24 protein-coding genes and 1 other RNA gene are annotated in these 23,922 nt (G+C 41.2%); 9 read left to right on the top strand and 16 right to left on the bottom strand.

What is annotated here, in order from left to right; all coding sequences use genetic code 11:
* The 4 genes from E5N72_RS04785 to E5N72_RS04770 form a co-directional block, all read right to left on the bottom strand.
* Window positions 1–522, bottom strand: a complete 522-nt coding sequence (locus tag E5N72_RS04785) for a hypothetical protein (protein WP_135923460.1) — start codon at window positions 520–522, stop codon at window positions 1–3.
* A gap of 249 nt (window positions 523–771) precedes the next feature.
* Complete coding sequence (locus E5N72_RS04780) at window positions 772–2,880, bottom strand: methyl-accepting chemotaxis protein (RefSeq protein ID WP_168246712.1); 2,109 nt, start codon at window positions 2,878–2,880, stop codon at window positions 772–774.
* A gap of 638 nt (window positions 2,881–3,518) precedes the next feature.
* Window positions 3,519–4,043, bottom strand: coding sequence for a hypothetical protein (locus E5N72_RS04775; protein WP_135923458.1), 525 nt, complete (start codon window positions 4,041–4,043; stop codon window positions 3,519–3,521).
* Window positions 4,044–4,302: 259 nt separating this feature from the next.
* Window positions 4,303–4,941 (bottom strand): response regulator transcription factor, encoded by a 639-nt coding sequence (locus tag E5N72_RS04770; protein ID WP_135923457.1) that lies wholly within the window; start codon window positions 4,939–4,941, stop codon window positions 4,303–4,305.
* 145 nt (window positions 4,942–5,086) lie between these two features.
* Between E5N72_RS04770 and E5N72_RS04765 the strand changes: the two genes are divergently transcribed.
* Window positions 5,087–5,632, top strand: coding sequence for a hypothetical protein (locus E5N72_RS04765; protein WP_135923456.1), 546 nt, complete (start codon window positions 5,087–5,089; stop codon window positions 5,630–5,632).
* A gap of 17 nt (window positions 5,633–5,649) precedes the next feature.
* The gene (locus E5N72_RS04760) at window positions 5,650–7,296 is read left to right on the top strand and encodes an MASE1 domain-containing protein (RefSeq protein ID WP_135923455.1); all 1,647 of its coding nucleotides are present in this window, start codon (window positions 5,650–5,652) and stop codon (window positions 7,294–7,296) included.
* A gap of 301 nt (window positions 7,297–7,597) precedes the next feature.
* Here E5N72_RS04760 and rnpB read toward each other — a convergent pair.
* Both rnpB and rsmI read right to left on the bottom strand, forming a co-directional pair.
* Window positions 7,598–7,949, bottom strand: an RNA gene (gene rnpB / locus E5N72_RS04755) — RNase P RNA component class A.
* Window positions 7,950–7,991: 42 nt separating this feature from the next.
* Window positions 7,992–8,849, bottom strand: coding sequence for a 16S rRNA (cytidine(1402)-2'-O)-methyltransferase (gene rsmI, locus E5N72_RS04750; RefSeq protein ID WP_135923454.1), 858 nt, complete (start codon window positions 8,847–8,849; stop codon window positions 7,992–7,994).
* Window positions 8,850–8,910: 61 nt separating this feature from the next.
* Between rsmI and E5N72_RS04745 the strand changes: the two genes are divergently transcribed.
* The 4 genes from E5N72_RS04745 to dolP are packed head-to-tail and all read left to right on the top strand — an operon-like array spanning window position 8,911 to window position 12,370.
* Window positions 8,911–10,788: a penicillin-binding protein activator gene (locus E5N72_RS04745; protein WP_135923453.1), complete on the top strand. Its 1,878-nt coding sequence runs from the start codon at window positions 8,911–8,913 to the stop codon at window positions 10,786–10,788.
* A gap of 26 nt (window positions 10,789–10,814) precedes the next feature.
* Window positions 10,815–11,186, top strand: coding sequence for a YraN family protein (locus E5N72_RS04740; protein ID WP_135923452.1), 372 nt, complete (start codon window positions 10,815–10,817; stop codon window positions 11,184–11,186).
* Window positions 11,187–11,216: 30 nt separating this feature from the next.
* Window positions 11,217–11,804 carry an SIS domain-containing protein gene (locus tag E5N72_RS04735; RefSeq protein ID WP_135923451.1) on the top strand — a complete coding sequence of 196 codons (588 nt, stop codon included), beginning with the start codon at window positions 11,217–11,219 and terminating at the stop codon, window positions 11,802–11,804.
* The gene (gene dolP / locus E5N72_RS04730; protein WP_135923450.1) at window positions 11,804–12,370 is read left to right on the top strand and encodes a division/outer membrane stress-associated lipid-binding lipoprotein; all 567 of its coding nucleotides are present in this window, start codon (window positions 11,804–11,806) and stop codon (window positions 12,368–12,370) included. The genes E5N72_RS04735 and dolP overlap by 1 nt, the downstream gene beginning before the upstream one ends.
* A gap of 63 nt (window positions 12,371–12,433) precedes the next feature.
* On the opposite strand, the gene E5N72_RS04725 is transcribed toward dolP, so the two are convergent.
* The 8 genes from E5N72_RS04725 to zapE all read right to left on the bottom strand — a co-directional run bounded on the left by E5N72_RS04725 (window position 12,434) and on the right by zapE (window position 19,061).
* Window positions 12,434–12,874: a ClpXP protease specificity-enhancing factor gene (locus E5N72_RS04725; protein WP_135923449.1), complete on the bottom strand. Its 441-nt coding sequence runs from the start codon at window positions 12,872–12,874 to the stop codon at window positions 12,434–12,436.
* Window positions 12,874–13,500: a stringent starvation protein SspA gene (gene sspA, locus E5N72_RS04720; RefSeq protein WP_054554181.1), complete on the bottom strand. Its 627-nt coding sequence runs from the start codon at window positions 13,498–13,500 to the stop codon at window positions 12,874–12,876. The genes E5N72_RS04725 and sspA overlap by 1 nt, the downstream gene beginning before the upstream one ends.
* Before the next feature lie 79 nt (window positions 13,501–13,579).
* Complete coding sequence (locus E5N72_RS04715; protein WP_135923448.1) at window positions 13,580–14,317, bottom strand: cytochrome c1; 738 nt, start codon at window positions 14,315–14,317, stop codon at window positions 13,580–13,582.
* Entirely contained in the window at window positions 14,314–15,579 is a 1,266-nt protein-coding gene (locus tag E5N72_RS04710) for a cytochrome b N-terminal domain-containing protein (RefSeq protein WP_135923447.1), read from the bottom strand. The genes E5N72_RS04715 and E5N72_RS04710 overlap by 4 nt, the downstream gene beginning before the upstream one ends.
* Window positions 15,579–16,169: a ubiquinol-cytochrome c reductase iron-sulfur subunit gene (gene petA / locus E5N72_RS04705; RefSeq protein ID WP_054554178.1), complete on the bottom strand. Its 591-nt coding sequence runs from the start codon at window positions 16,167–16,169 to the stop codon at window positions 15,579–15,581. Before petA ends, E5N72_RS04710 begins: the two co-directional genes overlap by 1 nt.
* Window positions 16,170–16,801: 632 nt before the next feature.
* Window positions 16,802–17,194 (bottom strand): 30S ribosomal protein S9, encoded by a 393-nt coding sequence (rpsI, locus tag E5N72_RS04700; RefSeq protein WP_095209788.1) that lies wholly within the window; start codon window positions 17,192–17,194, stop codon window positions 16,802–16,804.
* Window positions 17,195–17,202: 8 nt separating this feature from the next.
* Window positions 17,203–17,631, bottom strand: coding sequence for a 50S ribosomal protein L13 (gene rplM / locus E5N72_RS04695; protein ID WP_135923446.1), 429 nt, complete (start codon window positions 17,629–17,631; stop codon window positions 17,203–17,205).
* A 341-nt stretch (window positions 17,632–17,972) separates the two neighbouring features.
* Window positions 17,973–19,061 carry a cell division protein ZapE gene (gene zapE, locus E5N72_RS04690; RefSeq protein WP_135923445.1) on the bottom strand — a complete coding sequence of 363 codons (1,089 nt, stop codon included), beginning with the start codon at window positions 19,059–19,061 and terminating at the stop codon, window positions 17,973–17,975.
* Between the two features lie 178 nt (window positions 19,062–19,239).
* Here zapE and E5N72_RS04685 point away from each other — a divergent pair, with 178 nt between their 5' ends.
* The 3 genes from E5N72_RS04685 to E5N72_RS04675 all read left to right on the top strand — a co-directional run bounded on the left by E5N72_RS04685 (window position 19,240) and on the right by E5N72_RS04675 (window position 22,340).
* On the top strand, window positions 19,240–19,683 hold the full coding sequence (locus E5N72_RS04685) for a YhcB family protein (protein ID WP_135923444.1): 444 nt from the start codon (window positions 19,240–19,242) through the stop codon (window positions 19,681–19,683).
* 123 nt (window positions 19,684–19,806) lie between these two features.
* Window positions 19,807–21,159 carry a Do family serine endopeptidase gene (locus E5N72_RS04680; RefSeq protein ID WP_135923443.1) on the top strand — a complete coding sequence of 451 codons (1,353 nt, stop codon included), beginning with the start codon at window positions 19,807–19,809 and terminating at the stop codon, window positions 21,157–21,159.
* Between the two features lie 98 nt (window positions 21,160–21,257).
* Window positions 21,258–22,340 (top strand): trypsin-like peptidase domain-containing protein, encoded by a 1,083-nt coding sequence (locus tag E5N72_RS04675; RefSeq protein WP_135923442.1) that lies wholly within the window; start codon window positions 21,258–21,260, stop codon window positions 22,338–22,340.
* A gap of 49 nt (window positions 22,341–22,389) precedes the next feature.
* Here E5N72_RS04675 and murA read toward each other — a convergent pair whose 3' ends face one another.
* Window positions 22,390–23,649: a UDP-N-acetylglucosamine 1-carboxyvinyltransferase gene (gene murA / locus E5N72_RS04670; RefSeq protein ID WP_135923441.1), complete on the bottom strand. Its 1,260-nt coding sequence runs from the start codon at window positions 23,647–23,649 to the stop codon at window positions 22,390–22,392.
* 15 nt (window positions 23,650–23,664) lie between these two features.
* Complete coding sequence (locus E5N72_RS04665) at window positions 23,665–23,922, bottom strand: BolA family protein (RefSeq protein ID WP_065978178.1); 258 nt, start codon at window positions 23,920–23,922, stop codon at window positions 23,665–23,667.

The following is a 23,922-nucleotide window of genomic DNA, read 5'->3' as shown; positions in this document are numbered from 1 at the left end:
TTACCTTAAATAAACCTGCTTGGTGAGATACTTTTTCTTATTATTCGCAAGCTGTATTTCAGCTTGATTACCAATAAGCTGTAACAACAAACCATGCGCTATTTCCTTTTCACCCAACTTCGATTTAACAACAACTTCTTTACCAATTGCACCTTGCAACCTCGGTTTAGGAAAGCTCGCTTTAGTTACAGGTTTAAGCCCCTCATTTTCAACAAACAAATTTAGACAATGCTGCTTAGCGGCACTGATCCAGTCATCATGGGATTTAACAATATCAACGTTATTTAGAAAGTGTATCAAAGCGCTATTTCGACTACTAAATTCGCTCGAAACATCAGACATATTTTTCACTTGTGCCCACTTACGAATAACAACGTACTTGCCTTGCTTGAGCCTAGCTAAACTCGTCGACGCCCCCGTCATCCGGCTATACCATTCAATTCTGTAACAAGAAGAGCCTAAGCTATGAAGAAGAATAGTCGTATTGCCAAACTCCTTAGTACTTCCCTCAATAACACTCATTTTCAATCCTTTAAGCATAAGTAAATTTTATACAAAGGATATAAAGAACAAGCCGTTATGGTAATGAGAGACTTTCTTAGTATGGCTAAGAAAAATTCCTAGTTTACTAAGAGTGAGAAACGACTTTAGAGCAGGTAATTATGATTCAGTTTTAATGTGAACACAGTGGATTTTATTTGAGAAAGTAAAAAGTCTTACCCTGCGCTCATATACAAAAGCCTATGGCACTTACCACAGGCTTGCAGAAGATTAATATTTAAATTGATTAACCAAGCTTCTTAATTGCTCTCCCAATCGAGCTAGACTTTGACTCACTTCCATACTTTCTTCAGATGCTTCCATTGTTTGCTGAGAAATTTGCACAATAGAATTGATGTTTCTATTGATATCTTCCATGGTTGTGGTTTGCTCTTCAGCAGCTGTCGCAATTTGCGTATTCATATCGTTAATCGTATCCATTGACGAAAAAACAACATCAAGCGACTGACCAGCTTCTTGTGAACTTGCTACTGAGGAGTTACCAAATTCTTTGCTTTGTTTCATTGCGTCTACTGCTCCTTGAGAGCCTTTTTGTAAACGCTCAATCATCGCGTTTATTTCTGCTGTGCTTTGCTGTGTTCGCGCTGCAAGCGAGCGAACCTCATCTGCTACAACGGCAAATCCCCGGCCTTGCTCTCCTGCTCGAGCAGCCTCAATTGCCGCATTTAGCGCAAGTAAATTTGTTTGCTCCGCAATGCCGCCTATTACATCGAGTACTTTACTAATTTCAACCACATCAGTGGCTAACGCCCCAATTACTTGAGAAGACTTCTCTACTTCACTGGCTAGCTGTTGAACAGAAGAAATAGATTGCTGTACCACACTTTTAGCCGCTTTCGTTTCATTACTTGCTTCATCGGTTGACTGCGCCGCATTTGCTGCACTACGCGCAACTTCTTGCGCAGTCACTGTAATTTCATTCATTGCCGTAGCAACTGAATCAGTCTCTGTACCTTGTTGTAATATCGCCTCTTTTGAACGGATACTTATATCTCTTTGCCTATCTGTTGAATCAACAATTTCGTTGGTAGCAGTCGAAATTTCTTGTACCAGAACTTGCACCTTATAAACAAACTGATTAAATGCTCTAGCTAACTGCCCGAGTTCATCTTGCGATGATGCGTCAACTCGCTGAGTTAAATCTCCTTCCCCTTCAGCGATACTCTCCATACTATTTAATAAAGTGTCTATTGGTGCTAATACCGTTTTATAAGAAACGATCAAGACAAGAGCACCGATGACAATAGCAATGGCTGTTAAAGACAGAATGCCAAAAAAAGCTTGATTAAGAACTTCTGCCGCTTTTTCATCTGCGTTGTCTGAAAAAGCATCAGCCTCTTCGGCTATTTCTTCAAAATAAGCATCAGCGTTATCAACATCAACCTCCAACTCCTCTGTTAATTGATCTGCAAGCGCTTCTGCTGATAACTGATCTCTATACGAGTCAAACAAAGCATCTTCATTATTTGCGCCAGTTACCCAATTATTAAATGAATCAATCAACACTTTTGCATCTTCTTTATCCTCTTCTGACTCGGCTAAATCTGTAAGCACAACAAAGTATTCATCAGCTTGTTTAGCAAGGGCTTCAAACTCTTTTTGAATATTAGGAAGGTTAGTTGGGTCTTCCTCAGCTAAATACTCGCCCGAGGTGTCCTGCATTTCAATAACCAAACGCTGCAACTTTAATGCAGCTTCAACAACGGGGTAGTCACTTTCAAATAAAGAACCAAGTACATCATTCACGGCACTTGCAGAGGCGCCTCTGGCGACAAGCGCATCACCTTCATCTTCGGCTTTTTGCATCTCTTCTTCGTTTTCAACTGCAAATTCATCGAGCATACTGATCAGCTTTGCACCTGAACTATCAAACTCATCGAGTAATTTCTCAGAGATGATTTCTTTTTCAAGTTCAATTAGCTTCTGTTCAGACATTTTTAGCGCATGAGATAAAAACTCATCTTGCTCGGTAGACGCTTTTTTTATTAACGCTACTTGCTCAGGTTTACTAATTAAAGTGAGTAGCTCTTGCTCTGTGTCATCAAATAGCTTTGCTAGCTCTTTAATTTCAGCGGTTCGGGCTTTTAATTCGGGGATTTCTTCACTTGCTAAGATCTCGTTAGCGACTTTTGCGGACTCCCACAAATTTGCAATCAAATCATCCGTAGTTTCCATCACTGGCACAACTTCATCACTGAGTTGATTAAGCTGATTTTCAAGCTGATTAACGTAATACAAAGAGAGTATTCCTGATAACACGATCAGCATACACATCAATGATAACCCTGCGCTTAGCCTACCTTTTATGGTTCCTAGCATGGACTGAATCATAATCTTAACCCCTATATTAAGACCTTACAGGTAAATACATATTTCTATCGTTCGCGCCGTAATAGCGACATATTACTCAGTCAATAATCTTCAGACAGAACCAACACTTCACAGGTGGGCATTAGGTAGTTTTTTACAGACTTAAACACTGTTGCAGCATGCACCTACAGTAATAAGAACTGTGCAGCCACTAATAAATTGCCATCATATTAAGAATAAAATACTAAATTAAGTTGTGAGATTAAGCTTAGTACAAAATCGAAAATATGTAACAAAGCATTAACTTAATTCAGTGGGTGATAGATTATGCTGTTTTTAAACGCAATAGTGGGATAGAAATCAGAGTTTGCTCTACTTAAATAGTCATATTTCTCATAAAGAATACTGAATACAAAAGGATTTTTGCCAGTATGTTTGTGTTTGCCAGCTCGACTATCGTAGCCGTATGTAAGGCAGAATAGGCCTTTAAGCCTATTCTTAACATTAATAACGCTCTTTTGAATACTCAAGCAGGTTTAAGAGAGCTCTACTCAACCTAGCCGTAGACTGATTTTGGCTTCGTTCATTCGAGAAGTTTTATATTATTTACTCGATTTTTATACTCATAACTTTGAGTCTTTGTGCTATCAGTCTAACTTATCGGCTAAACTTACAGGTAACTCAAAGTCAGTAAACTGTTGTTTAGCAATGTTAAAGTGTCGTTTTGCTTGCTGCTTATTCCCTATTTCTAGATAGGTACTGATCATGTGAGTTGCATACTGTGGATGTTTAAAATACTCGGCAATCTTTTCCATTAACTGTAGTTCAAGTGCTTTATCTTGAGCCGTTTGTGCCAACTTATATCCATATAATCCATACAGTGCTAAATACATGGTGTCGTAGCGAGCGGGGTTTTTACTCATCGCGATATCTAATTGCGACACCCCCATGCTACGCGCCATTGCGATTAACTCCATGGTCGCTTCATCTTTAAACGCTTCACGAGCAACGGGGGTGATACCGATGGTAATTAAAAGCGCTTCCGCCGCTTTCGCCACTGAGGTTGGGTTTTGCGCGGTGATCAAATTGCCGTCACGCGATACAAAAGGCAGCATAGGGCTATTTGCAATAAAGTGAGCACCACGTGCTTCAAGCTCGGTTTGAACGATCATTGGGTACTTATCTATGTTCTCTTTTTTAAAGGCGTGATCTTCTAAATATGTAAAGCTATTTACGTATTTATCAGCAACAAAATTTCTATTTAGGAGACTCTGGCAAGTGCAGCTCTATGCACTGATATGACAGTCCTTCGAGCTCAACTGTAAGGCTAATGTGTCATTGCTCCATCGCTTTGGAATGAGTTTAAGCCTGGTATATATGACTAACTAGTTAAAAACAGTATGGTTTTTGAGATTTAATAGCGTCTTAAAACTAGCCTATTTCATCAATAAGAATTACCCCTTTTTCAAGAGCTAGTTTAGTAATTTGAATTTGCGAAGTTAAGTTCAGTTTACTCATAATGCTTGCACGATGAACATGAGCCGTTTTAGGCATTATATCAATCAGTTGTGAAACTTGTTTCGCATTAAAACCCTGTGCAAGTAGCTTAAAAACTTCTAATTCTCTTGGCGTTAATTTGTTTAATACACTGTCAGTTTTTTGGGGTTTTAAGAAATGCGTGTTAATTGAAGGGCTTAAAAATAGTTGGTTTTTAAAGATAGAATGTATTGCTGTTATTAACTCTTCAGCTGCATCTCGTTTCGATAGATAAGCATCAACACCTATGTCTAACGCTCTTTGAATGTAAGATTTTTCCTCGTACATACTCAAAATTATACGCCTAGCACCTGGTAGCTTCTCGCCTATTAACTCAGCTACTTCTAACCCATTTCTATCTGGCAGCGAAATATCAATGACGCAGCAATCTATATCAATATCACCTAAGTTTTGTAGACACTCATTGTAGCTACTTGCTTCAAAGCTAACTTGCCAATCAGGATCTTCCTCTTCGATGAGAGCCCTAAAACCCTCTCTTACCATTTGATGATCGTCAATAAGTGCAAATTTCATAACAACTCCATGTATTGATTAATCCCCATTATAACGCGGTAAAAACGCACTCAGGTAAGAAAAATTCTTATAAGCCTAAGAAAAGTGGAAATAATTTTATTGTTTATCTCCTTGTAAGCTTACCCAAAATGACAAGGAAATAGCCATGAAAAAGATCGCAGGGGAAACAAGCCACTTTCACAACATCACCGTATTACTACATTACATTGGTGAGTCAAATTATCGTATTGAGTGGACAAGTAAAATGACAAAAGGGTCTACTAACCTAGTCAAAACAGGTAAAAATAAATATGTAGTCATGCGTAAATGGCCAGAATCAAAAGCCTTAGCTAATGTTACGGCTAACTTTACTTCACGAAATGCCGCGTTTGTTCATTTCATTAAAAATGTAGACATAATCAAAAGCAACGATGAGACCATCAATAAAGCAAAACAGCAATGTTTAGATTATTTTACTCAGTGCGAGCATATCAAGCCGGTAACCAAAACAGCTTTCCCGAAACCACGCTTGCAAGGAGCTTTAGGTCGTGAAGTAATTGTAAAGCATAAGCGTAATATGTCAGATATTGCAAAAGGGCATTTATTACAACTTATTGGAAATAAAGCTGAAATTCAAGTTACACAACGTTATACTTTGTGTAACCCTAGCGCCAAACAACAGTTTGATACGACGCAAGTTTACATATTATAAAAAGGTTATGCTTACTCATGGATAGAGTTTTCAACAAAAGTTACTTTGTTCCGCTAGCCCTCAAGTTGAAGAGCACACAGCGCAGTGACATAGTAAAGTTTGTACTGTTTTCGTGCTTAATAGTTTTAATAGCACCAGTTATCGAAAACAGCCTATATTTGCTTTCTTTTAACTATGTAGTGTACGAGGACTTTGTTAGTTGGTACTTTCCGGTTGGCTTCAGAGTAGTTTGTTATCTGTTTTTTCCTTTACGTTATTGGCCTGCATTAGCTGTAGGTTTTACATTAGGACAAATCAGTTATGTTTGGTATTTTTATGATGTTCCTCTTGATGATATCCCCTATAGACTTGTTAGCTCTGCATGCCGAGAGTTTTTGATTCTTACTCCTCTTCTGCTGGCAAAGCTTTTCAAAGTTCGATTAGATATTCAAACTGTTAAAAGTGCTGTTACAGTATTATTTATTGCAATTTCATATCGCTTTATACGATCAATGCTCATTATCTTACCGAGTGATAGCCAAAATAAGTACCGGCTTATTGCTGATGAAGATCGTTTTGAAATGATGTTAGCCCATCAACTTGGCGGTATCATAACGACACTTATCATGTTGCTTTTCGCGTTTCATGCTAAAACAATTTACCAGCAATTAAATAAACTCATAATTAAAGAGGTTAGTACGCTTTTAGTGCAGCTGTGTTTTTGCCTCACTGTTTTCATTGGGGTTTACCTGTTTGAACCTAAATCACTCTACCTCTTGCGAATGCTCGCTATATTTCCGTTGATATGGTTTAGCTATCGATACGGGGCCTTAGGGGCTCTGAGCTATGCAAGTGTAACTGTTATATCCTTACTCATTAACGTCTATGGTGTGAATGAAACCGAGTTACTCCTGACTACGCAACTTTACATAATAAGTTACAGCGTTCTGGCTCTTTTGCTCAGTGCATTTGTTACTGAATTAAATAAGTCTAAATCCGCATTATTAGAGCAAAATAAAGAATTAATTGAACTTAGTACGTTAACTCAAAACTTAGCAACTAAAGTTGTTAATGTTCAAGAATCTGAGCGAAGCCAGCTTTCACAAGAATTACATGATGATATAGGTCAAAACCTGACAGCTTTAAAAACAAATATTGCAATATTAGAAAAGAAAACAGCCAACCATAACGAGTTAGCATCGACAATTACAAGACTCCAAAACGTTTCAAGCCATATGTATGACTCGGTATACAGGTTAATGCACTGGCTGAGACCTCGTCTATTAGACGAATTAGGTTTAGAAGCAGCATTAAAAAGCGAGTTATTCTCTGAGCACCTAAATGAAGCTGGAATAGCTTATCAATGCAAAATAAGTGGACCGATAGATAGCTTAAATGATGATTTTAAAATCGCCATCTTTCGCATTTGCCAAGAGGCATCAACCAATGCTGTTAAACACTCTCTAGCCACTGAGTTTTCAATCGATATTACTTACCAAGAAAATGAACTTGAGATAATTATTTGTGATAACGGCATAGGCCTGCCTGAACATAAAAACTCAAATTCTAAAGGCGGGTTTGGTGTATTAGGGATCGTCGAGCGTGTCTCAGTACTCAAAGGTAAAACTCAGTTTAAAAATGGTGAATGTGGTGGTTTAACAATAATGATAAATTTCACTATTTAGCATAATGGTTAGGCCACAATAGCAATCAGCTAAAAACTCTGCTCTAAAAAGCAAAAAGCCCGTAGCATTCACTACGGGCTTTAATATGACTTGGTGAGTCAGCCAATAAGCCGCTGTTTTGTATGCGCGAAGTGGTTTTTCTTAATTACGTAAAGGTTTAGAAAGCAAAAAGCCTCGGTAAATACCGAGGCTCTTTTGTTATTTGATGAGTCAGCCAATAAGCCGCTGTTTTGTATGCGCGGAGTGGATTTTCTTTTAGAAAACAAAAAGCCCACAGTTTTCACTGTGGGCTTTCTTTAATTTGGTGAGTCAGCCAGTAAGCCGGGTTCTGTCGTGGATAATCATTCGTCTAGGCCATAAATCGCTCTATGGCTCAAGCAACCTACCCGGTTCCAACGTGGGCCACGCCATAAGGAACCCTATTTGGTCTTGCTCCGGGTGGAGTTTACCTTGCAACCAACTGTTACCAGTGGCCCGGTGCGCTCTTACCGCACCCTTTCACCCTTACCAACCGAAGTTGGCGGTCTCCTCTCTGCTGCACTTGTCGTAGGCTCGCGCCCCCCAGCCGTTAGCTGGCACCCTGCCCTGTGGAGCCCGGACTTTCCTCCCCCTGCGCATTTTCGTTGCAGGCAGCGATTATCTCGGCTGACTCGGCGGGCAGTATACCTGAGCGCGCACGTCTATGCAGTAAAGAATTAGTCTTTTTCGTCAATAATTGCTTTATAAAGTGCGTTTTTCTTCAAACCAAAATACTCAGCCACAACACCACAGGCTTTTTTCAGTGGCATTTCGGCTTCGAGTAAACCGAGCATGCGGCGCGCATCTTCTGGAATGTCGTCACTTTGCTTTGCTTTACCCGGTAACATCAATACGATTTCACCGCGTTGCTTAGTTGGATCATCCGTTAAAAACTGTTTTAACTCGGCAACCGTGCCATTGAAAAAGGTTTCGAAGGTTTTGGTCAGTTCTTTAGCAAACACTACTGGCTGCTCTGCACCGAGCGCTGCTTCTAAATCATCAAGGCTCGCCATAATACGGTGGGTACTTTCATACATGATGCTAGTAATACCTGAGTTTACCGCTTCGATAAAAAAGGTCTGCCTTGCTTTACTCTTTGCAGGTGTAAAACCAATAAACTGAAAACGATCTGTCGGTAAACCAGAACAACATACAGCGGTAATTGCAGCACACGCTCCCGGCACTGGCGTAACATGCGCGCCTTGTTCACGGCATAAATTGACCACCGCATAACCTGGATCGCTAATCAGTGGCGTGCCGGCATCAGATACCAGCGCAATGTTCATTCCTTGCTCTAGCCAGTCGACAATTTGTTGTGCTTTTTGTTTCTCGTTGTGGTCATGTAAAGCAAAGGTTTTTGCTTTGATATTAAAGTGGCTTAACAACTTTCCTGTGTGACGAGTATCTTCAGCGGCTATTAAGTCAACCTCAGATAGGGTTTGGATGGCACGCTGGCTGATGTCATCAAAGTTACCAATAGGCGTGGCAACAATGTAAAGAGTGCCGATTTTATCTGAATTGTCCTCATTTAACATTGAGGTCTCCTGCGTCAGTCAGTAATATAAGCAAATCGCGTTAACGTATTGGGAAATCATTGTGCGACTTAAACTTGTTAGTCTATTAATTGTATTGTCGGGGTTATCGGCTTGTAGCACAACCGAAAAACAACTAAATACTGCAGAAAATCAGTCAGGCCAAGCTGAGCTTGGACTATCACAACTAACCGACGCACAATCAATGTATCAAACGGCACTGCTCCGCCAAGGTGCCGATAAAATCCAACTTCTTTATACTGCTCGCGATGCTGCAATTAACGAAGAGCGCTGGGAACTGCTAGAAAAGATCTGCCTTGAACTTGAAAGCACGCCAAGTGTCGATCAAATTCAAAACAAACTTTATATCGCCCTTGCCCTAGAGCAACAAGGTAAGAGCGACTTAGCGCTAGCACAACTACAACAGCTTGAGCCTCAGTTAACGCAGCCTGAGCATCAAGCATGGCACAAATACTTAACAGCACGGGTATATGCTTCTCAAGGTATGCCTAAACTAGCTATGCCATTTTACTTTGCAGCATCAACATTAAGCAGTGAAAACAATTTTACTGTCGCTAATTTAAATAAAGATTTGTGGCAAAGCCTTACTCAGCTTTCATCCTATGCTCTTGAGCGCTTTAACCGAGGTTCTGTTGTACAACAAGGCTGGGTTAACTTAGCGCTTTATCATCAAGTTTATTTAGGTGCACCGGTAGAACTTCATCAAGCAATGAATAACTGGTTACGCCGTTACCCTGGCCACCCTGCGGCAGAAGTTTTGCCAAAAAAGGTCACTGAGCTTGTACAAATCGAACCATTAGAAGTAAATCGTTTAGTGGTACTTATTCCGCAATCGGGTGCCAATGAACGTTTGGGCGACGCCTTAAAAGCAGGCGTGCTTGCGGCACTTGATAACAGAGCAATAACAGAAACCCTATTTATTGATGAATCATTACCGGCAGAAGAGATAGCACTTAAGTTAAGCGAGTTTAAAGCTGACTTTGTTATTGGCCCATTGCTTAAAAGTAATATTGAAAAATTGAATACGGCACAAACGCTGGTTGATTACCCGGTGATGCACTTAAACAGCTTTGATGGCGAACGGATCTCACAGCAGCACTTTTTCTTTGCTCTTAACCCTGAACATGAAGTTCAACAAGCTTTAGAACGCTTTTTAACTGCGGGCTACCAAAAGCCCATGTTACTTGCACCTAATAATAATAATGGTCAGCGCTTGGTTGAATACTTTAACACTCAATGGCAGCGTTACAGCGAAGTAAAACCGCAAATTGGCTTTTACTCTGATAAATCAGATATGCCTAAAACAATTACCGGCTTGCTTGAGGTAGACCAAAGTAAAGAGCGTATTAATGTTGTTAAATCATTATTTAAGCAAGAAGTTGAAAGTGAAACCCGTTCTCGTAGCGATATAGATGTAATTTATATTTTAGGTGATGCCACCGAAACACGTTTAATTAAACCCTATTTAGACGTTAACGTAAGTACTTTTGCTGACCGCATTCCGCTTTACGCCAGCTCAAAAAGTCACAGTAAACAAATTGATAGAACCGATAAAGGCGATTTAGATGGCCTTTATTTTACTGAGCTTCCTTGGATGCTCGAAGGTCAAATTCAACAACATAACTTGCGTCAACAATATGATAGCTTGTGGCCTGAACATGCTGACATCAACCAACGCCTTTTTGCTATGGCGTTCGATGCAACCAGTATGCTGGGTGAAGTAAAACAACTTAGTATGGTGCAAGGCAAACGCTTTACAGGAATCAGCGGCGACCTTAGCATTGCCAGTAATGGCTATGTAACCCGCAGCCTAGACTGGGCTCAATACAAAAATAAGCAAATAATCGCTGTTGATTTACCAACAGAGCAACCTATTCCTTTATTTATGCAATCAGCATCGAGGTATAACTCAGCTGATTAAATTAACGCATGCTCAAGGATGAAGCTATGTCGTGGTTTAAGCAATTGTGGCAAAATAGCCGCGAAAAAGGCCTGTATTATGAAAAGCAGGCCGAACAGTATTTAATACAGCATGGATTAGTTGCTATTGAGCGTAACTATCTGTGTAAGTATGGTGAGCTTGATCTCATTATGCGTGATGGACAAACTTTAGTGTTTGTTGAAGTGAAATTTAGAAAAAACACCCTTCGAGGGGGTGCTAACGTTGCACTCAGCAAACAAAAGCAGCAACGATTAAGGCGAACAATTGCCCATTATCTTGCAGAGAAAAAAATATCAAACCAGGCTATGCGATTAGATTATCTAGCCATTACCGGCGAGACTAACAGTGCAATTAACTGGTTTAAAAATGTTTACTAACGCTTATGGCGTCAGCTTAATTGGTAGGTTATGCAAGAAACAATAAAAAAGATCTTTACCGAAAATATTCAAGTTCAAATTGCCGCAGGTGAAGTACTGCCAAGCGCCCTCGAATCAGCCGCATTTACCATTGCGCAAAGTCTAATTAATGGTAATAAATTGCTTTGTTGCGGCACGCCAAGCTGCCACATGCTGGCTCAACATATGGCTGGGCTATTAATTAACTTTTATGAAACTGAGCGTCCATGCCTACCAGCTGTTGCGCTCGCGCAAGAGCAGGTTAATTTAGGCTCGACAAACCAAACAGATGAGCACGAAACCTTTGCAAGGCAAATTCGTGCGTTTGCCCAGCAAGGTGACCTGCTTTTAGCTATCGCGATTAATGGCAATGAAAAACACATTATTTCTGCGGTTGAGGCGGCACTTACTCGCGATATGAAAGTCATAGTATTAGTCGGTGATGACGGCGGTGAATTAGTTGGATTATTGGGCCCCAATGATGTTGAAATTCGCGTGCCATCAAAGCGCCCTAGTCGTATTGTTGAATCACATTTAGTGAACTTACACTGTTTAAGTGAGCTTATTGATTTAACCTTATTCCCACAGGAAGAAAATTAATGTTAAAACAGTCTCTACTTGTAATTAGTACCGTATTATTACTACAAGGGTGTGCTGCAGCAGTTGTTGCAGGCACTGCAGGCGCAGTCACAGCAGCAAATGATCGTCGTACAATTGGCTCACAAATTGACGATAACAACATCGAAATTAAAAGTTCAATCGCTATCAGTGAAATTGAACGTTTACACAAATTTGCTAACGTGAACGTTATTAGCGTTAACGGTATTGTATTAATGATTGGTCAAGTGCCTAACCAAGAAATGAAAGAGCAAGCACAACGTGCAATTGAAGGCGTTGATGGTATTCGTAAAATTCATAACCAAATTCGCATCAGCTCTAATATTGGCATGAGCACACAAACACACGATTCATGGTTAACCTCAAAAGTGAAAACCCAATTACTCACCACTGAGAATATCAGCAGTAACAACATTAAAGTCATAACAGAGAATGGAGAGGTTTTCTTAATGGGCTTAGTGAGTGATACAGAAGCCAACTTGGCGGTTGATGTAGCACGAAACGTATCAGGTGTTGAGCGTGTAATTAAAGTGTTTGAATATCTATAATACGAACTGTAAGTTGATAATAAAAAACCCGCTTTATAAGCGGGTTTTTCGATTTTAATAAGGCTATTTGATCACTCGTAAGTGAGCACCTTTTTTCTTCTCTGGTTTAGTTGGTGGTTCATCATCTGGCGTTACATCGTCAGGCGTGTCTACACTTTCTAATACCGGAGCAAAATCGTCTTCGTCCTCGATGAATTCTTCTGCAGTAAATACAGTCCCTTCACCATTCTCACGTGCATAAATTGCGAGCACAGCACCCATAGGTACATACACTTGCATAGGTTGACCACCAAACCGAGCATTAAAGCTCAGTTGCTGGTTGTCCATAGCAAATTGCGTGACCGCTGATGGGCTGATGTTTAAAACGATCTGGCCGTCTTGAACAAACTGTGTTGGTACTTGTACAGCAGGAAAATCAGCATTCACCACTAAGTGTGGTGTACATTGATTATCAACAATCCAATCAAAGAAAGCGCGTAGTAAATAAGGACGATTAGGCGTCATTATAAACGGATCTCACGCTCTGCTTCAGTTAATGAAGCTTGGAATGATTCACGCTCAAATAAACGCAACATGTATTCTTTAAGCTCTTTAGCACCAGCACCATTAAGTTCAATGCCAAGCTCAGGTAAACGCCATAATAACGGCGCTAAGTAACAATCAACTAAGCTGAACTCTTCGCTCATAAAGTAAGGAGCTTCAGAGAAGATAGGTGCGATTGCAAGTAACGCTTCAGTAAGCTCTTTGCGTGCTTGTGCTGCTTCGCTGCTACCGCTAGTGATCTTATTCGCTAGACTATACCAATCCGTATCAATACGGTGCATCATCAGACGACTACGGCCACGCATAACCGGATATACTGGCATTAGTGGAGGATGAGGAAAACGTTCATCAAGGTATTCCATGATGATGTTTGCCTGATATAAACCAAGCTCACGATCGATCAGTGTTGGTACTGTACCGTAAGGGTTAATTTCATGAAGTGCCTCTGGCAGGTTATCCTTTTCAGCCAGGTGAATGTCAACACTTACACCTTTTTCAGCAAGTACAATACGTACTTGGTGGCTATACATACAGTTAGCACCAGAAAACAGGGTCATTACAGGGCGCTTATTGGCAGCTACGGCCATGCCTACCTCCATTATATTACAAAAACAGCAATAGGGGCTTAAGCCCCTATCACAAAATTACCTTTCAAAACGTCCAGAATTAGTGAACATCTCTCCAGTATTCTTTCTTCAGCATGAATGCCAAGATAAATAGAATCACTAAGAAACCAATTACCTTAAGACCTAACGCTTCTGACTCTAAACGTGACGGCTCGCCAACGTAAGCTAAGAAGTTAGTTAAATCACGAGCAGCTTGGTCATACTCGTCAACACTCATTTCACCTGAACCATCTGTTTCAGTGCCAACAACTTTAGTCACAGTGTGACCGTGTTCTTCCACTTCTTCAGTGATTGGTGTTGGTAAGCCTTGTAGTTCTTGAAGAACGTGCGGCATACCTACCGATGGGAAAACAACGTTGTTTACGCCAAACGGACGAGATTCATCTTTGTAGAATGACTTCAGGTAAGTGTAGATCCAGTCAGTACCACGAACTCGCGCTACAAGCGTAAGATCTGGTGGCGCTGCGCCAAACCATTTAGCTGCGTCATCTTTATCAATCGCGTTTTTGATGTGGCTACCTACTTTTGAGCCATCAAAAATCAGTTGCTCTTGACCAATCTCAGTAGGAATACCGATGTCGCGGAACGTACGCTCATAACGTTGATACTGCATTTGGTGACAACCAAGACAGTAGTTCATGAACAATTTAGCACCGCGCTGTAAAGACGCATTGTCTTTAAGGTCAATGTTGGCATCCATTAAAGGAACCGAAGGACCCGCTGCCATTGTCAACGATGGCAACAATGCGAATAAACCGATAATTAGCTTTTTCATCATTTCGTCAACCTCGTTGGTAATGGCTTAGTTTTCTCATTCTTACTGTAAACAAATAACAATACGAAGAACATGAAGTATGTCACAGTCGTGATTTGTGATAACAGCGTTTTGAAATCAGTTTGTGGAGTTGCACCAACCCAACCTAAGATAACGAACGTTACCACGAATTGAGCAATGTTTAACTTGTGTAAGCCACAACGATAACGAATAGAACGAACCGAACCACGGTCAATCCAAGGTAGTAACGCAAGCACTACGATAGATGCACCCATCGCGATAACACCGATTAGTTTATCTGGGATAGCGCGCAGAATCGCATAGAATGGCGTGAAGTACCAAACAGGGAAAATGTGCTCAGGTGTTTTCAGTGGGTTAGCTGCTTCGAAGTTTGGCGCTTCTAAGAAGAAACCATTCATCGCAGGCATAAAGAATACAACCCAACAGAATAATATTAAGAAACCAACCACACCCACAATATCTTTCACTGTGTAGTAAGGGTGGAACGGGATTGCATCAACAATGTCTTTCTTGTTGGTGTAATACTCGTGGAATTTAAATTTAGGCTTGTCTTCTTCAGCTACAGTGCCTTTCTTACGTTTGATTTCAACACCGTCTGGGTTGTTTGAACCCACTTCGTGTAGTGCAACAATGTGTAAGAATACTAAGATAACGATAACTAAAGGTAGTGCAATTACGTGTAGTGCAAAGAAGCGGTTAAGCGTTGCACCTGAAATTACGTAGTCACCACGGATCCAAAGCGTTAAGTCATCACCAATTACCGGAATCGCACCGAATAGTGAAATGATTACCTGTGCACCCCAGAAAGACATTTGTCCCCAAGGCAATAAGTAACCCATGAAAGCTTCAGCCATAAGCGCTAAGAAGATGAACATACCGAATAACCACAGTAGTTCACGTGGTTTTTGGTAAGAACCGTAGATCATGCCACGGAACATGTGCAGATATACAACGATAAAGAACGCTGATGCACCTGTTGAGTGAAGGTAACGTAGTAACCAACCGTATTCAACATCACGCATGATGTATTCTACCGATGCGAAAGCACCTTCAGCAGACGGTACGAAGTTCATTGTTAACCAGATACCAGTTACGATTTGGTTAACAAGTACTAACATGGCTAGAGAGCCAAAGAAGTACCAGAAGTTAAAGTTTTTTGGTGCTGGATACTGTGCAATGTGCATGTTCCAAACACGTGTCATTGGAATACGATCGTCGATCCAACCAATAATTTTACCAAACATTACGCCACTCCTTTTTCTTCACCGACTAAAATAGTCGTGTCATCAAGGAAGGTATACGGAGGGATTTCTAGATTTAATGGTGCAGGTACAGATTGGAATACACGACCCGCCATATCAAATTTAGAACCGTGACACGGACAGAAGAAACCGTCGTCTGTGCCCTCTACTTTTTCACCAAAGCCACCTTGTAGGAAGCTAGGAGAACAACCTAAGTGCGTACAAATACCAACAGCAACGAAGATCTCAGGACGTTGAGAACGGTATTCGTTTGTTGATGATTCAGGTTGTTGAGGCTCTTCAGATGCAGGATCACGAAGTTGACCTTCATGTTCTTTCATCTGTTCAAGCATTCTTGGTGTACGATTAATAACCCAAACAGGTTTTCCTCGCCACTCAACACGTATTAATTGTCCTGGCTCAAGCTTGCTGATATCTACTTCTACAGGCGCACCCGCAGATTTAGCTCGCTCACTTGGATTCCAAGACGCAATAAAAGGAACAGCAGCCCCAGCCGCACCAACACCACCAACAACAGAGGTAGCTATGGTTAAAAAGCGACGTCGGCCATTGTCTACAGGCGCATTGCTCATCCACTTATCTCCACTATGATTCCCAACACTTGCCATATTGAGAACATCAGTTACAGCAGGTTAATTTTTAGAAATTTTAAAATAGACGCGATCATAATTAAAAGCCTTGATTAAAACAAGGTTATTCACAGTCCCATGCTCGAATAAACCCATTTTAATAGTTGATTAATTAGGGCCAGCTCGAGCATGAAGCCGCTGGTTATGATAACGCATATAAAAAAACAATATACTGACCAAGATCAACCTCACTAAGAGGAAACAGAATTCTGTATTAGCTGTTGTTGAACTCACTCACATTACTTGCCCCCCAATTGTAGCAAAAAAATTCATCAATTAACTGATGGATTTAAGCTAATTTCGCTAAATCGTGAAGTTTTTTTACTGTAATACGCAGTAATTACTATCAGCGGTTAAATATCGAACGAAAAAAGGTAGGGTTTTTACTATCAGCTATCAGTCGTCAGCGTTCTGATCTGTGATCTGACCCCGATATAACCTGAGAAATGGATGTAAAACATCAAAAACTGAGCCCCCTCTCGATCTGCTAAAAACTGACGTCTGAAAGCAGATGGCTCCAAGAAACAAAAAACCCAGCCGGAGCTGGGTTTTTGGTATTCTGATAAACGTAAATATTAACGTTTTGAGAATTGTGGACGCTTACGTGCTTTCTTAAGACCCACTTTCTTACGCTCAACTTTACGTGCATCACGTGTAACGAAACCTGCTTTACGAAGTGTAGGACGTAGAGACTCGTCAAACTCCATAAGTGCACGAGTGATACCGTGACGGATAGCACCAGCTTGACCAGTAGTACCACCACCTGAAACAGTGATGTGTAGGTCAAACTTTTCAGTCATTTCAACGTGCTCTAATGCTTGACGAACAACCATGCGAGCAGTCTCACGACCGAAGTACTCTTCTAGAGAGCGCTTGTTGATTACGATGTTACCAGTGCCTGGGCGTAAGAATACGCGAGCACTTGAACTTTTACGACGACCTGTACCGTAGTATTGATTTGCCATGATAGTGCTCCTTAAATGTCTAGAACCTGAGGCTGTTGTGCAGCATGGTTGTGCTCAGTACCTGCGTAAACTTTAAGTTTACGGTACATTTCGCGGCCTAAAGGACCACGTGGCAACATGCCTTTAACAGCTTTTTCGATAATCATTTCAGGCTTTGCAGCTTGAAGCTTGTCGAAAGTAGTAGACTTAAGACCACCTGGGAAACCAGTGTGTGCGTGGTACATTTTGTCTTTTGCTTTATTACCAGTAACAGTAACTTTCTCTGCATTGATAACGATGATGTAATCACCAGTATCTACGTGAGGAGTGTACTCAGCTTTATGCTTACCGCGTAGGCGACGAGCGATTTCAGTAGCGATGCGACCTAAAGTTTTACCTTCAGCGTCAACTACGTACCAGTCACGTTTTACTGTTTCTGGCTTAGCAACAAACGTTTTCATTTATTAAAATCCAATGTTTTTTAATTTAAAACCACAGGTAATTATTATTAATTACCGCTCTAAGTTGAATGCTTTAACCCCTTCGAGTTTAAGACTTTGAGCCATCAATTAGAGGCTAAACTAATATCTGGCAATAGAACGCAACGTGGCAGACGCGGGAGTATACCAGCACTTAAACCACATTGCTATATGATGGTTGTTTTTTATTCGAGAAATTCAGCTATCAGCTAATAAGTGCGCGCGAAATAAATTTCACGCCTACATCAATCGTAGGCGTCACGCTTGCTTGGCGCGCCTTATATTCAAAACCTTTCGGCTTTAAAGTGACGGCTAACTGCTCACTAAGCTAAATGCTCTCTCGCTAAATATTCAAGCGATTGCATTTCTTGCAATCGACTGATGCAGCGCTTAAATTCAAAATTTAAGTTACCTTCGCTATACAGCTCAGTTATGGGCTTTTCAGCAGAAATAATTAACGTCACATTACGCTCATAAAACTCATCAACTAACGCAATAAAACGGCGAGCTGCATCATCATTAGCTTGGCCGAGCGCTTTAACATTCGATAAAATAACAGTGTTATAGAGTCGGCTGATTTCCATGTAGTCGACTTGGCTTCTCGCTGTTTCGCACAACTCACTAAAGTCGAACATAACGATACAATCAGCTACCTTTCGCGTTTTTATCAATCGGCCTTCGATTTCAATCGCTTTATCGAGCACGCCAGGCTCTGGCGACAACTTATCAAAGTATTCAAATAAATTATCATCCGCTTGCTGATCAAGTGGGCTATGAAAAATTTCGGCTTGCTCAAGGGTACGTAAGCGGTAATCAACACCCGAGTCCACATTAACAATCTCGGTGTTAGCTTTTACTAGTTCAATAGCTGGTAAAAAACGCGCGCGTTGCAAACCGTTTCGGTATAGCTCGTCAGGTACAATGTTTGAAGTTGCCACTAATACGATACCGCGCTCAAATAACGCTTCCATCAGGCCACCTAACAGCATGGCATCAGTGATATCTTGAACAAAAAACTCGTCAAAACAAATAATATCTGTTTCTGCTTTAAAGATATCTGCAACCACATTTAATGGATTACTGGTATTTTTTAACTTTTTGAGCTCATCATGAACACGATGCATAAAACGGTGAAAGTGCACACGCATCTTACGTTCAGTAGGTAAAGCTTCGTAGAAAGTATCGACTAAATAGGTCTTACCTCTACCTACACCACCCCAAAAATAGAGCCCTTTTATGGCTGGCGTGCTATCTTTAGAGAAGAGTTTGGCAAACCACCCCTTAGCGGCTGGTTTCTCTGCCGTTAGGTCATCATAGAGCCTTTGCAAATGACGCACAGCATTTTCTTGTGCTGCATCATGTACAAAGTCTTCACGTTGTAAATCTTGTTGGTACTTCTGCCAAGGAGTCATAGGTCGTTACAATAAAACACAGTTAAATTTGCAGAGTATATTAACACGCATCGTATCTCAGGGTATATTAACCCGCAGTATGATTTCACAATCAAATTAAGCATATTTTAATAATGATTGGACTATAAGTGCTTTTACAGCATTTGTTTTTGTTATTTTTTCCCAAAGGGGTAGATTTATGGGCACAATTACCTGGGTAGGTATTCTTATCATCGTTGCAATTTCGGCATTTTTCATTGGTGCGTTTGTAACAAAGAAACAATTTAAGCAAGATGAGTTAGAACAACAAGTAGAGCAAGCTAATAATGCACTTGAGCAATACCGCCAAGATGTTGCCGATCACTTGGCAAGCACAGGGAAACTTGTCTCAAAGATGAAAGATAACTATGACCAGCTTCTCAACCATGTTGAAGAAACGAACAAACTATTATTAGCAGATAAAAAGCAGCACCCTAACGAGCCGTTCTTTTCAAAAGAAACCACCGAGCAATTGCAAAGCTCATTACAAGACCGTCGTGGCGATCGCTCAAGTGCAGAAGCACAACCTGCAGACTATGTGGTCGGTGAAACAGGGTTATTTACTGGTTCAAATAAAGTTTCAGAACATTCTAAAGCCTCTTGATGAACTTTTTTTTGACCCCATAGTCTTTAGATATAACAGCTTTATATCTAAACCAAGAAAAGGGCTGCTTATGCAGCCCTTTTTAGTTTTTGCTTTATCTCTGATGTGGAGTAAACCCTGACTATGAAAATGAAATTATCTGTTATTAGTGCTGCTATTTTATCTTCTAGCTTATTGTTAGCGCCTGCAGTTTCAATGGCTAAACTGCCAGTGGCGGTAAATGGTCAACAGTTACCAACCCTTGCACCAATGTTAGAACAAATCACCCCTGGCGTGGTGAGTATTCAAGTTTCGGGCTCAAAAGAAGTTCGTCGTCGTCCAACACCGTTTGATGACTTTTTTGGCGTACCACGCGGCGGTAGTCAAAAACGTGAATTTAGCGGCCTTGGTTCTGGCGTGATAATTAATGCAGACGAAGGGTATATTGTTACCAATAACCACGTTGTCGAAGATGCAGAAAAAATGATTGTCACCCTTGAGGATGGTCGTGAGTACGAGGCAACCAGAATTGGCAGTGATAAAGAATCAGATATTGCATTGCTGCAAATTGATGCTGATGACTTAACTGAGCTAAAAATTGCCGACTCAGATAAACTGCGCGTGGGTGATTTTGCGGTAGCAATCGGTAACCCATTTGGTTTAAGCCACACAGTAACCTCAGGTATTGTGAGTGCGCTTGGTCGCAGTGGTTTAAACATAGAAGGTTATGAAGACTTTATTCAAACCGACGCGGCTATTAACCAAGGTAACTCTGGTGGTGCATTAGTAAACCTAAATGGTGAGCTGATTGGTATTAACACCGCTATTTTAGGCGCATCAGGTGGAAACGTAGGTATTGGCTTTGCAATCCCATCAACCATGATGAAAAACCTCGTTGATCAAATTATTGAGCATGGCGAAGTTCGTCGCGGTTCACTGGGCATTTCAGGTCGCCCGCTTGACGCTGGCCTTGCTAAAGCACAAAAACTTGATGTAAAACAGGGTGCCTACGTTATGCAAGTGATGGATGACACCGCAGCAAGCAAAGCGGGTATCAAAGCCGGTGACGTGATCATCAGCGTCGATGGCACTGAGATCAGCGGGTTCCATGAACTACGCAGCAAAATTGCCACGCTTGGTGAAGGCAAACGCGTAAAACTAGGTATTTATCGAGATGGTAAAGTTAAAATAGTAAATGTAACCCTCGATGGCGCAGCTTCACTAACAGCAGCTGGCGAAGAAACTCACCCAGCTTTCCAAGGTGCAACACTAGAGAACACTCAGAAGAGTGATGGTAAAGGAGTTGAAATAACCAGTGTGGCAGCACGCTCTCCAGCTGCGCGGGTAGGCCTTGAAGAAGGTGACGTGATTATGCAAGTAAACCGTCAACGTGTTGAAACAATCCGCGACATGAATAAGATTATCGAAAACACTAAAGGTAATATCGTCCTAGGAGTAAAACGAGGTCGAGAGCTTATTTTTGTATTAATTCAATAATTTTATTTGATTTTTAATGAAAAAATAACAGTGGTGCTTGCCGCTGTTATTTTTTTTGTGCCATCATTAAATAATTGCTCATTGATAATAAGAATATTGTGCTAAAACTTTTAAAATTTATCCTACCGCCGCTTTTTACTGGTTTAGGTATCGCCTTCTTGGTCGTGCTTTTTAGCCCGAGTTTACGTAGCGCTTTATTACCCAACATGAATTTACCCGTTGCGATCAGCTCGCAGCACATGAGCTTTGCCGATGCAGTGCAACGTGCAGCCCCTTCTGTGGTAACTATTTTTTCCGAAAGTATTTCTAACCAACCACGCTACAAACGTCAAAACACTGTTCAGGCACTTGGTTCAGGCGTCATTATGTCGCAAGACGGTTACATTCTGACTAATTATCACGTTATTAAAAATGCTGACTTGATCATTATTACCCTGGCAGACGGTCGTCGTTTTTATGATGTTCAAGTGATTGGCTTTGATAGTGAAACAGATTTAGCTTTATTAAAAATAAACGCTGAACACTTACCTGTCATTCCTGTTAATGACAATTTTAAACCACGTGTAGGCGATGTTGTTTTAGCCATTGGTAACCCGCTTAATTTAGGTCAAACCATTACCCAAGGTATTATTAGCGCTACAGGTAAGCAAAACTTAATCGACAGCCCATACAGCAGCCTATTACAAATGGATGCCGCCATAAATGTAGGAAACTCAGGTGGCGCATTAGTTAATTCACGTGGTGACTTAGTAGGTATCACGTCGGCGCAATTCAAAACCCATGCAGATTTGGATATCCAAGGCATTTTCTTTGCAGTGCCCTACTCAATCGCTAAAGACATCATGGATATATTAATCAAACATGGTCGTGTTGTACGAGGTTATTTAGGTTTTAGAGGCACCGGCATAGATAGCACAGGCAAAGATGTTAGTGATAACTTTACGCCTGTAGCAGGAATGCGTATTACCGAGCTAGACCCGTTTGGACCAGCGTGGCAAGCGGGGATCAGAGAAACCGATATCGTAATTAAAATCGGCGGTATTTCGGTTGCTAACCCACAACTAGTTTTAGACAAACTAGCAAAAACTGAACCGGGCAATAAGCTAGAATTTGAAGTCTATCGTGATGGTGAGATATTAAAGATTATGGTTACTGTTGGCGAACTAGAGTCAAAATCTTAACCAAAAAAAAGCCTAACAGACGTTAGGCTTTTTTATAAGTATTTAGCGATTAGCTTGAACGGCGCTTAATATTAGCACCCAGCGCACTTAGTTTGTCTTCAATACGCTGATAACCACGGTCAACGTGGTAAATGCGATCAACAACTGTCTCACCCTGCGCCACAATGCCAGTTAAAATAAGGCTTGCTGACGCACGTAAATCTGTCGCCATCACTTGCGCGCCCGATAACCTTTCTGTATCACCACAAATTGCTGTATTACCTTCTAAGCGAATATTTGCGCCCATACGCTGTAACTCAGGCACGTGCATAAAACGATTTTCAAAAATCGTTTCAGTGATGGTAGCACTGCCCTTCGCTACCACATTTAAAGCGGTAAATTGCGCTTGCATGTCGGTTGGAAAGCCCGGGTGTGGCATGGTCTTAATGTTAACCGCTTTTAATTCACGACCACGCATATCAAGGTAAATACTGTTATCAGTCACTTCAACCAAAGCATTCGTGGCGCGTAACTTTTCAATCACGGGATCTAGGCTATGGTGATCTGTGTTTTTACACAATACTTCGCCGCCAGCCATTGCCGCAGCGACCAAGAAAGTACCTGTTTCAATGCGGTCTGGAAGAATACTGTACTCACAACCAGATAACGACTCAACACCTTCAATTTCGATGCGGCTTGTACCTGCACCGCTGATTTTAGCGCCCATCGCAATTAAGCAATTCGCAAGATCAGTGATCTCAGGTTCGCGTGCTGCGTTTTCAAGAACTGTTTTACCATCAGCCAGCGTTGCGGCCATGAGTAAGTTTTCTGTTGCGCCAACACTCACCATTTCCATGAAGATTTCGGCGCCTTTTAAACGACCATCAACTTTGGCATTGATATAACCATTTTCAACCTTGATCACTGCGCCCATGCGCTCAAGTCCTTGAATATGAATATCAACCGGGCGGGCACCAATGGCACAACCGCCAGGCAGTGAAACTTGTGCTTCACCGAAACGTGCTACTAAAGGCCCCAGAGCAAGCACAGAGGCACGCATTTGTTTTACCAGCTCATACGGAGCTAAAGTTTTATCAACCGTCGCGCCATCAATGATCAGCGTATCTTGCTGCCATTCTACCGTTGCACCAAGCGTTTTAAGTAAAGCTTCGGTGGTGCCGATATCACGTAAGCGAGGTACGTTACTAAAGGTACTTTTACCTTGCCCAAGCAGTGCTGCAAACAAAATAGGAAGTGCGGCGTTTTTAGCGCCAGAAATAGTGACTTCACCTGCCAGCGAGGTGCCACCTTGAATAACAAATTGATCCATGAGGAGGCCCTGAAACTATTGAGGTAAAATAAATTTTTGTTCGCGTTTCCATTCAGTCGGCGTGAACGCTTTGATTGATACAGCGTGGATTGTACCGTCTGAGATTGTTGACATTAACGGAGCATAGACCAATTGTTGTTTCTTAACGCGCGTTAAACCGTCAAAACACTCACCAACAGCAATCACTTCGTAGTGGCTACCGTTTGCTTTAACAATCACTTCGTCTAGCTTTAATTCGTCGCGTAATAACGTTTCGACTTGGCTTGTTTCCAT

It is taken from the genome of Pseudoalteromonas sp. MEBiC 03607 (assembly GCF_004792295.1).
Taxonomy (GTDB): Bacteria; Pseudomonadota; Gammaproteobacteria; order Enterobacterales; family Alteromonadaceae; genus Pseudoalteromonas; species Pseudoalteromonas lipolytica_C.
The sequence above is the reverse complement of the archived record's forward strand: the minus strand, read 5'-3'. Positions and strand labels throughout refer to the sequence as shown.

What these genes read in the sequence shown, in the direction of transcription:
- E5N72_RS04735 (WP_135923451.1), top strand. Translation starts at nt 11,217, where the DNA reads ATGCAAGAAACAATAAAAAAGATCTTTACCGAAAATATTCAAGTTCAA.
- E5N72_RS04725 (WP_135923449.1), bottom strand. Translation starts at nt 12,874, where the DNA reads ATGACGCCTAATCGTCCTTATTTACTACGCGCTTTCTTTGATTGGATT.
- E5N72_RS04770 (WP_135923457.1), bottom strand. Translation starts at nt 4,941, where the DNA reads ATGAAATTTGCACTTATTGACGATCATCAAATGGTAAGAGAGGGTTTT.
- E5N72_RS04775 (WP_135923458.1), bottom strand. Translation starts at nt 4,043, where the DNA reads ATGATCGTTCAAACCGAGCTTGAAGCACGTGGTGCTCACTTTATTGCA.
- E5N72_RS04710 (WP_135923447.1), bottom strand. Translation starts at nt 15,579, where the DNA reads ATGTTTGGTAAAATTATTGGTTGGATCGACGATCGTATTCCAATGACA.
- E5N72_RS04685 (WP_135923444.1), top strand. Translation starts at nt 19,240, where the DNA reads ATGGGCACAATTACCTGGGTAGGTATTCTTATCATCGTTGCAATTTCG.
- E5N72_RS04760 (WP_135923455.1), top strand. Translation starts at nt 5,650, where the DNA reads ATGGATAGAGTTTTCAACAAAAGTTACTTTGTTCCGCTAGCCCTCAAG.
- sspA (WP_054554181.1), bottom strand. Translation starts at nt 13,500, where the DNA reads ATGGCCGTAGCTGCCAATAAGCGCCCTGTAATGACCCTGTTTTCTGGT.
- E5N72_RS04780 (WP_168246712.1), bottom strand. Translation starts at nt 2,880, where the DNA reads ATGCTAGGAACCATAAAAGGTAGGCTAAGCGCAGGGTTATCATTGATG.
- zapE (WP_135923445.1), bottom strand. Translation starts at nt 19,061, where the DNA reads ATGACTCCTTGGCAGAAGTACCAACAAGATTTACAACGTGAAGACTTT.
- E5N72_RS04785 (WP_135923460.1), bottom strand. Translation starts at nt 522, where the DNA reads ATGAGTGTTATTGAGGGAAGTACTAAGGAGTTTGGCAATACGACTATT.
- E5N72_RS04765 (WP_135923456.1), top strand. Translation starts at nt 5,087, where the DNA reads ATGAAAAAGATCGCAGGGGAAACAAGCCACTTTCACAACATCACCGTA.
- E5N72_RS04680 (WP_135923443.1), top strand. Translation starts at nt 19,807, where the DNA reads ATGAAAATGAAATTATCTGTTATTAGTGCTGCTATTTTATCTTCTAGC.
- E5N72_RS04740 (WP_135923452.1), top strand. Translation starts at nt 10,815, where the DNA reads ATGTCGTGGTTTAAGCAATTGTGGCAAAATAGCCGCGAAAAAGGCCTG.
- rplM (WP_135923446.1), bottom strand. Translation starts at nt 17,631, where the DNA reads ATGAAAACGTTTGTTGCTAAGCCAGAAACAGTAAAACGTGACTGGTAC.
- dolP (WP_135923450.1), top strand. Translation starts at nt 11,804, where the DNA reads ATGTTAAAACAGTCTCTACTTGTAATTAGTACCGTATTATTACTACAA.
- E5N72_RS04665 (WP_065978178.1), bottom strand. Translation starts at nt 23,922, where the DNA reads ATGGAAACAAGCCAAGTCGAAACGTTATTACGCGACGAATTAAAGCTA.
- murA (WP_135923441.1), bottom strand. Translation starts at nt 23,649, where the DNA reads ATGGATCAATTTGTTATTCAAGGTGGCACCTCGCTGGCAGGTGAAGTC.
- E5N72_RS04715 (WP_135923448.1), bottom strand. Translation starts at nt 14,317, where the DNA reads ATGATGAAAAAGCTAATTATCGGTTTATTCGCATTGTTGCCATCGTTG.
- petA (WP_054554178.1), bottom strand. Translation starts at nt 16,169, where the DNA reads ATGAGCAATGCGCCTGTAGACAATGGCCGACGTCGCTTTTTAACCATA.
- rsmI (WP_135923454.1), bottom strand. Translation starts at nt 8,849, where the DNA reads ATGTTAAATGAGGACAATTCAGATAAAATCGGCACTCTTTACATTGTT.